Genomic DNA, 6941 nt, shown 5'->3' with positions numbered 1-6941 from the left:
CAACAACGCCGCCAAGCGCCACTCGAAACATCTGATCTCGGTCTCCCCGCCCCTCCCCCCCCCCCCCCCCCCCCCCCCCTCCTCCCTCCCCCCCCCCCCCCCCCCCCCCACCCCCCCCCTCCCCCCCCCCCCTCCCTCTCCCCCCCCCCCCGAGTCCGCCCGGGTCTACGCGTACGCGTTCAGCATCGAGGTGGACCGGCTGCGGGTGGCCCGGGTCGGGCTCGGCGGTGTGGTGCTCGACCGGCGGGAGGCACCCCGCCCACCGGATCTGCCGGCCGAGGAGTCGGTGCCGGTGCTGGCCGGTTTCCTCAAGGAGATGCTCCAGGCGGTGCCGAAGGGCTCCGTCTACGTCGGCGGGGGCGTGGCGGTCTGCGGCATGATGCGCGGGCGCGACGGGGCGGTGCACGTACACCCGCCGACCGACTGGGTCGACGGGTCGCTGGGCCCGGTGCTCACCGCCGACCTGGACTCGAACCGGCCGATCCTGGTCAACCGGGCGGCCGACGTGAGCGCCCTGGCCGAACACATCAGGGGTGCGGCGGCCGGCCTGGACAACGTGATCTTCCTGCACCAGGACGTCGGCGTCGACGCCGGCATCATCGTCGGCGGGCGGCGGCTGACCGGACACGGCGGCTTCGGCGGCGAGGTGGGCCACATGGTGGTGCATCCGGGCGGCCAGCCGTGCGGATGCGGCTCACGCGGCTGCTGGGAGACCGAGATCGGCGAGTACGCCCTGCTCCAGGCCGCCGGTCGGGGCCACGCGCTCGGGCACGACGCGGCCCGCGCGGTGGTCGAGGCGGCGGCGTACGGGGACGCCAGCGCGAAGACCGCCGTACGGCAGGTCGGCGACTGGCTCGGCTTCGGCGTGGCGAACCTGATCAACATCTTCAACCCGGACGTGGTGATCTTCGGCGGCCCGCTGCGCGACATCTACCTCGCCGCCGCCACCCAGGTACGCAGCCGACTCAACGCGATGGCGCTGCCCGTCCCCCGCGACCACGTGCGGCTGCGGACCCCGCAGCTCAGTGACGAGGCGGTGCTGATCGGCGCGGCCGAGCTGGCCTTCGAACAGTTGCTCGCCGATCCGTTGGATGCCGCCGCCTGACGTTCGTGCGTACGCTGTCCAGCGTGGACGTGCAGATGCGGGCTGGCGACGACGACCGGCAACGGGTGGTCGACGACCTGCAACGGCACACCGCCGAGGGCCGGCTGACCCTGGACGAGTTCACCGAACGCCTCGGTGTCGTCTACTCCGCCCGTACGCTGGGCGAGCTGGCCGAGGTCACCCGTGACCTGCCCACGGCACCGCCCCCGGCGGACGCCGCCGCCACCAACGGCCGCCGCGACCTGCTGGTCGTCGTCGCGGTCGCGGTGACGACCCTGGTCCTGCTGTACGTCTTCATGGCGGTCACCCGCTGATCGGCGGCAGCACCTTATACATCACCCTGGTGTCCTCCAGCGTGCCCTGCGTCGACAGCGCGTAACCGGGGATCACCCCCGCCGCCTGGTAACCGAGCGCCCGGTAGAGCCGTTCACCGGCGGAGTCGGTCACGGTGTCGAGCACGAGCAGGCTGCGCCCGTACTCCCGGGCGACCTGCTCGACCTCGGCCATCAGCGCCCGGCCGAGCCCGGACCGGCGCGCGGCCGGATGCACCAGGACCTTGCCGACGTCGGCGCGGTGGCGGCCGTTGGGCGGCATCGTCAGCAGCACCTGCGCGGTCCCGGTGATCCTTGTTTGTTGTCGGACGACCAGCAGCACCCGTGCACCCGGCGCCAGCGCCCCGCGTACGTCCCGCCAGTAACGCCGCGCGTCGGCAACGCCGAACGGCGGCACGAACCCGACGCTCGCCCCGGCCTCGACGCACGCGTGCAGTACGTCACCGAGCTCGGCGAGTGCGCCGTCATCGAGTCCGTCGGCGTCTACCCGCTCGACAGGCGTCGCCCCGGTCACGGCAACACCAGCGTGAGTACGTACCGCGCGGGCGTCGGGCCGGGGCAGTCGAACCGGGACGGGCCCCAGAGCCGGAACCGCAGGCTGTCGCCGGGTTCGAGGCCGTAGCTGTCGCCTTGCACGGTGAGCCGCAACCTGCCCTGTAGCAGCCAGAGGTGCTGTTCCAGGCCGGGCACCGACGGCTCGTCGTAGCCGATGGTGGCGCCGGCCGGCAGCGTCCCCTCGATCACCTCGGCCCGCAGTCCGGCGTGCGGCGGTGACACCGAACGCCGCCGGAAGCCGGTGGTCGTGTCGGTCCAGACCGGTTGGTCGGCCGCGCGCACCAGCAACAGTGGATCGGACTCGACCTCGCTGAGCAGCCGGGACAGGGTGCGCTGGTAGACCGTGCAGAGCTTGCCCAGCAGCGACGCCGTCGGGCTGATCTCGCCGCGTTCGATCCGGGAGAGCGTGGATCGGCTCACCCCGGATCGCTTGGCCAGTTCGTCCAGCGACCACCCGTGCTCGCTCCGCAACCCTGCCAAGCGGGCGGCGAGCCGGGCGTCGGCGGGGCTCAGTTGTGCTTCGGCCTCGCTGGTTCCTCCCACATCTGGGAAGATATCCCGAAACCGAGAGGTACGCCAGAGCACACGGGCAACGCGCTTGATCGCGAAGAGTTTGGCTCGTCATGGCAGGCCAAACCCTTCGCGATCATCGGATTCCCGCATGATGCCCGACTGGGCGAGCGCAGCCACACCAAAGCAGCGCCCGCCTCCGATGGCCGGGGCGGGCGCTGTTCGCTGGGCTCAACAGGGGTCGCTACGGCTGACGGGTCGCCACCTCGGCGACGAACGCCCGCCACGCGTCGGAAGCAAAGGTCAGCGTCCCACCGTCACGATCCTTGGTATCCCGGACGAAGACACGACCGGGCAAGTTGTCCGCAACCTCGACACAGTTGCTGGCACCGTCGCCAGACCGCGTCGACTTCCGCCACTGCGGAGTGGGGGTCATGGGGTCACCTTCAGCTTCGTGATCAGTTCCAACGAGGCTTGCTCAGACAGGGCTGCTCCAAGAATGCTATCCCACTTACGGTTGATCAACCGGGTCAGATCCGGGTCGTCAACGACCTGTCCACGGGCGACGTTTTCCAGGTAGACCACCTGGTCGTGGTCAGGCAGCTCCGCCAGCATGAAACCGCCGGTGAGGCCGACGTATTCACCGCAGTCGGCCGGGACGACGTGGATCCGGACGTGCCGCAGACCGGCGAGCTGCTTCAGGTGCCCGAGCTGGGCGTCGAGCACCGCATGACCGCCGACTGGGCGGGTCAGCGCGTTCTGGTCCAGGACGAATATGCAGAACGGTGGATCATCGCGAAACAGCAGTTGCTGCCGCTGCATCCGCAGCGCGACCAGCTTCTCCACCTCGGCTTCGGGCAGCAGGCCGCCGGCCGAGATGATCGCTCGGGCGTAGTCCTCCGTCTGGAGCATGCCCGGAATGAGGCAGGGTTCGAAGGAGCGTAGGCCAACCGCGTGCTCCTCGAATCCGCGCCACTTGGCGTACCAGTTCTCCGTCCGTTCCCGGTTCACCAGGTCGAGCATCTCGGCCAGCAGGCCGCCGGTGTGCAACGCCGTGTCCGCCGCCACCGCGAATTCCATCGTCGGTCGGCGGCGACCGGTTTCGATCGCGGCGATGGTCGACGTGCTCCAGGGGATGAGAGTCGCGAGCCCTTCCTGGGAGACGCCGGCACTTGATCGAGCGGCCTTCAGTGCCCGGATCCACATATCGATGTTCATTTACTTACTCCGTCTGTAAGTACGTGAGCTGACGCGGACGGTACATCGAAGAATCCTGCCCTGGATCGGGGGCATAGTCCAGAGTGTATTCAGCGGATCCGCTCGGACCCATCGGCAAATGGGACCCGGACGGGCGGGACTGCGGGGCCGCCCCGGCTCCCCCATACGTCATGCCTGTGGCGGCCCCTTCCAATGCATGTCAAAAGGAGATTCTCAGTGCTGGACGAGAGACGCGAATCCGTCACGACAACAAATGCGAGTGCACCGACAAACGATCCACCGCGCGAGATGACAACCGACCTCCCGCCGGCTCCGTCCACCCGCAGACGTCCGACCAACCGAGGACCGGGGTACGCCGCCACACCCGCTCCCCCGCCACCGGAACCGTTCGCGATCGGTGTCTCCGGACGGGTACGGCATGACCCGCCCGGACCGGCGTGACCACGGCCGGCCGTACCCGGATGCGGCCCCACGTGCCGATGCGGCCGACCTGGCTCTGTCGGGTCTGCGCGGCGCGGTGGCCGTGCGGTCCGGCCCGACTGATGCTGCTCGCGGAGTTCCACCGCAACCGGATCGCACTCTGCCTCTACCTGTCCGCCCAGTACATCGACGCGCTGCATGACCTGGCCGAGTTTCGGCCCAGCGCCCCGCCGGAGGACCTCTACGCCCGGTTCGTCGGCTGGCCGCCGATCCCCCGCCGATGAACGAGTCCGAACGTCCCCGGCTGGTCAAGGTCACCTTCAACCTCACCTCGTCGGCCGACGACGCACTCAGCCGGCTCGCCGCCGTCGACGGCAACCGCACCGATGCGATCAACCGCGCGATCAGGGTCGCCGCCCTGCTGCACGAACTCGCGCCGGACGGCCGTTTCACCCTCACCGGCACGGAGGGCACGACACGCGAGATCTACCTGGTGTGACGACACGTAGAAGAAAGGCTCCGGCACGGTGGACGACGACCTGACTTCCGCGCACCGCAACGACAGCAGGTGGCAATGTGTCGACTGCTGTAAGCCGTGGCCGTGCCCGACGTTTCGCCACCGGTTGCGGATTCTCTACGAGCGAGATCCGGACCGACTCCGGACTTTCATGACCCACTTTCGGGACCGGGCGGCGACCGAGCTCGGCGAACTCGATCCGGCGCAACTCGACAACCGATTCATTGGTTGGATCCCCGGCCCGCCGCCCGGCCACCGACTGCGATCAATCTGACCCTCCGAGCGGCGAACCGGAGTATCGCAATTATCTTCTACATCAGAGATTGCGTATTCACATCATCTTTGATGTACGTCCCCTGGGCACCGGCCGGGCGCCGGGCGATTCCGGTACAGGTCAGGCCGGCATCGGCTCGCGGGCCGGCGTCGGACGCTCGTCCATGGTCCGCCAGGCCCGGTCGAAGAACGGCCAGAGCGTCACCGCCAGGTACGCGATCCCGAAGAGCAGGCAGGCCGCCGGCAGCGCCAGCCCGCCGACCGCCGCTCCGCCGAGCAGGCCGCCGAGTGGGATCCCGGCGTACGAAACGGCGCGGGTCAGCCCGAGGACCCGCGCCCGGAGTTGTTGCGGGATCCGCTCGTAGGCGAGCGCACCGAAGATCGGGTTGACCGCGGCGATCGACACCCCGGCCACGAACGAGACGACGTAGACGACCCAGAGCCGGTCGGTGATGGCGAACACGACGAAACGCGGTGCGCCCGCGATCAGGAACCCGATCGCGAACACCCAGTACCGGGGCACCCTCGGCGCCACTGCGGTGAAGGCCACGTTGCCCAGCACCGCGCCGATGGCGAACGCCGCGGAGAGGAAACCGAGCGCGACCGGGGAGCCGACCACGTCGCGGGCCCAGACCGGCGCGAGCACGGTGCCGTACGCCGCGTCGGCCAGGTTCGTCACGAAGGCCAGGAGCGGGAGGCCGAGCATCAGCCGGTCCTGCCGGATGAACCGCAGCCCGGTCCGCAACGCCAGCAGGTACGACTCCGACTCGACCGGATCGGGCTCCCGCTCCGGCTCCGGCGTCGGCCGGGGGCGCGGCACGGTGGCCGCGACGATCAGCGCACCGGCGGCGAAGGTACCGGCGTCGAGCAGCAGCACCGTCGGTGCGTCCAGGGCGGCGATGAGCAGGCCGGCGAGCGAGGCGCCGAGCAGTGTCGCGAGCCGGCCGATCCCGTCGTGCAGGCTGGTCGCGCGGGTCATGTCGACCCCTGCGGCGGCGACCGTCTCCGGGAAGATGACCTGCTTGGCCGGGTCACCGAAACCGCGCAGCAGTCCGGCGACGGCGACCAGCCCGACGAGCGCACCGAAGCCGAGCAGGTCGGCGCGGTAGAGCAGCGGTACGGCGACCACCACGCCCGCACTGCCCAGGTCGGCCACGATGCTCGTCCGGCGCGCGCCGAACCGGTCGACGAGCGGCCCACCCAACGCGGAGGCCAGCACGTACGGCAGCATCTCGGCGAACGCCACCAGCCCGGTCTTCGTCGCGCTGCCGGTGGAGACGAGAGTGAACCAGGGCAGCGCGACCATGCTCATCCGGCTGCCGACCAGCGAGATCGCCTCGGCGGTCAGCAGCCCGACGAGCGGCGTCCGGCGGCTCATCAGTCGGCGTCCCCGGTCGAGCCGCCGTCGGACGGTCCGACGGCGGTCGTGGAGACATCGTCGTCAGGTCGGCGGGTGAACGGCAGGATCTGCACCTGGAGCACCACCGACTCGGCGTCGTCCGGTGCCGGAACGTCCGGGTCGTTGCGGCGGTAGCGCTCGGCCAGCGCGAACACCTCGGCGTGCAGTTCGGCGGCCTCCGCCTCGGTCAGCCGGAGCCGCCAGTCGCTGAGTGTGCTCACCTCGATCCACTTCGGCTCGGTCCCGGCGGCCTCACCCAGCCACCGCTCGACCTGGTCGGCGTATGCCCCCGCGACCGCCCGCATGTACGCCTCCGCGTCGGCGGGTGCGCCAACGACGCTCTCCCAGTCGAGGGTGGTGGACCGGTGCGCGGCCCGCCACCAGCGTTCTCGTCCCACCCCGCGCTCGGAGTCCTCGACCACGAAGCCGTACGTGGCGAGTTGGCGCAGGTGGTAGCTGGTGGCGCCGGTGGACTGGCCGAGTCGCTGCGCCACGCCGGTCGCGGTGGCCGGCCCGTGCTCGCGCAGCAGACCGAGGATGCGCACCCGGAGTGGGTGGGCGATGCCGCGCAGCGAACGGGGGTCGAGCCTGATCTGATCCTCGGACATGTTT

Annotated in this window: 9 protein-coding genes and 1 pseudogene; 4 read left to right on the top strand and 6 right to left on the bottom strand. The window is 70.4% G+C overall.

Annotation, left to right across the window (positions count from 1 at the left end; translation table 11 throughout):
• Positions 1–148: 148 nt before the first annotated feature.
• A pseudogene (locus ACZ6QQ_RS35525) lies at positions 149–1105 on the top strand (ROK family protein); the annotation flags it as partial.
• 23 nt (positions 1106–1128) lie between these two features.
• On the top strand, positions 1129–1419 hold the full coding sequence (locus ACZ6QQ_RS35520) for a DUF1707 SHOCT-like domain-containing protein (protein ID WP_465882312.1): 291 nt from the start codon (positions 1129–1131) through the stop codon (positions 1417–1419).
• Here ACZ6QQ_RS35520 and ACZ6QQ_RS35515 read toward each other — a convergent pair.
• The 4 genes from ACZ6QQ_RS35515 to ACZ6QQ_RS35500 all read right to left on the bottom strand — a co-directional run bounded on the left by ACZ6QQ_RS35515 (position 1409) and on the right by ACZ6QQ_RS35500 (position 3720).
• Positions 1409–1951: a GNAT family N-acetyltransferase gene (locus ACZ6QQ_RS35515; RefSeq protein WP_465882310.1), complete on the bottom strand. Its 543-nt coding sequence runs from the start codon at positions 1949–1951 to the stop codon at positions 1409–1411. The genes ACZ6QQ_RS35520 and ACZ6QQ_RS35515 overlap by 11 nt on opposite strands.
• On the bottom strand, positions 1948–2535 hold the full coding sequence (locus tag ACZ6QQ_RS35510) for a helix-turn-helix domain-containing protein (RefSeq protein WP_465882309.1): 588 nt from the start codon (positions 2533–2535) through the stop codon (positions 1948–1950). The genes ACZ6QQ_RS35515 and ACZ6QQ_RS35510 overlap by 4 nt, the downstream gene beginning before the upstream one ends.
• 211 nt (positions 2536–2746) lie before the next feature.
• Positions 2747–2938, bottom strand: a complete 192-nt coding sequence (locus ACZ6QQ_RS35505; protein ID WP_465882307.1) for a DUF397 domain-containing protein — start codon at positions 2936–2938, stop codon at positions 2747–2749.
• Positions 2935–3720 carry a helix-turn-helix domain-containing protein gene (locus tag ACZ6QQ_RS35500; RefSeq protein ID WP_465882306.1) on the bottom strand — a complete coding sequence of 262 codons (786 nt, stop codon included), beginning with the start codon at positions 3718–3720 and terminating at the stop codon, positions 2935–2937. The genes ACZ6QQ_RS35505 and ACZ6QQ_RS35500 overlap by 4 nt, the downstream gene beginning before the upstream one ends.
• Positions 3721–4157: 437 nt before the next feature.
• Between ACZ6QQ_RS35500 and ACZ6QQ_RS35495 the strand changes: the two genes are divergently transcribed.
• Both ACZ6QQ_RS35495 and ACZ6QQ_RS35490 read left to right on the top strand, forming a co-directional pair.
• A complete protein-coding gene (locus ACZ6QQ_RS35495; protein WP_465882305.1) occupies positions 4158–4424 on the top strand; it encodes a hypothetical protein in 267 nt (88 codons plus the stop codon).
• Positions 4421–4639: a hypothetical protein gene (locus ACZ6QQ_RS35490; protein WP_465882303.1), complete on the top strand. Its 219-nt coding sequence runs from the start codon at positions 4421–4423 to the stop codon at positions 4637–4639. The genes ACZ6QQ_RS35495 and ACZ6QQ_RS35490 overlap by 4 nt, the downstream gene beginning before the upstream one ends.
• Positions 4640–5051: 412 nt before the next feature.
• On the opposite strand, the gene ACZ6QQ_RS35485 is transcribed toward ACZ6QQ_RS35490, so the two are convergent.
• The gene (locus tag ACZ6QQ_RS35485) at positions 5052–6308 is read right to left on the bottom strand and encodes an MFS transporter (RefSeq protein WP_465882302.1); all 1257 of its coding nucleotides are present in this window, start codon (positions 6306–6308) and stop codon (positions 5052–5054) included.
• Complete coding sequence (locus ACZ6QQ_RS35480) at positions 6308–6937, bottom strand: helix-turn-helix domain-containing protein (RefSeq protein WP_465882300.1); 630 nt, start codon at positions 6935–6937, stop codon at positions 6308–6310. Before ACZ6QQ_RS35480 ends, ACZ6QQ_RS35485 begins: the two co-directional genes overlap by 1 nt.
• Between the last annotated feature and the right edge of the window lie 4 nt (positions 6938–6941).

The organism is Micromonospora sp. NPDC049529 (assembly GCF_055586685.1).
Note: the sequence above shows the minus strand (reverse complement) of the source record. Positions and strands in the feature narration are given on the sequence as shown.

Bases quoted from the DNA above. Each gene is read 5' to 3' on its own strand.
- ACZ6QQ_RS35505 (WP_465882307.1), bottom strand. From the start codon at position 2,938: ATGACCCCCACTCCGCAGTGGCGGAAGTCGACGCGGTCTGGCGACGGT.
- ACZ6QQ_RS35500 (WP_465882306.1), bottom strand. From the start codon at position 3,720: ATGAACATCGATATGTGGATCCGGGCACTGAAGGCCGCTCGATCAAGT.
- ACZ6QQ_RS35490 (WP_465882303.1), top strand. From the start codon at position 4,421: ATGAACGAGTCCGAACGTCCCCGGCTGGTCAAGGTCACCTTCAACCTC.
- ACZ6QQ_RS35485 (WP_465882302.1), bottom strand. From the start codon at position 6,308: ATGAGCCGCCGGACGCCGCTCGTCGGGCTGCTGACCGCCGAGGCGATC.
- ACZ6QQ_RS35480 (WP_465882300.1), bottom strand. From the start codon at position 6,937: ATGTCCGAGGATCAGATCAGGCTCGACCCCCGTTCGCTGCGCGGCATC.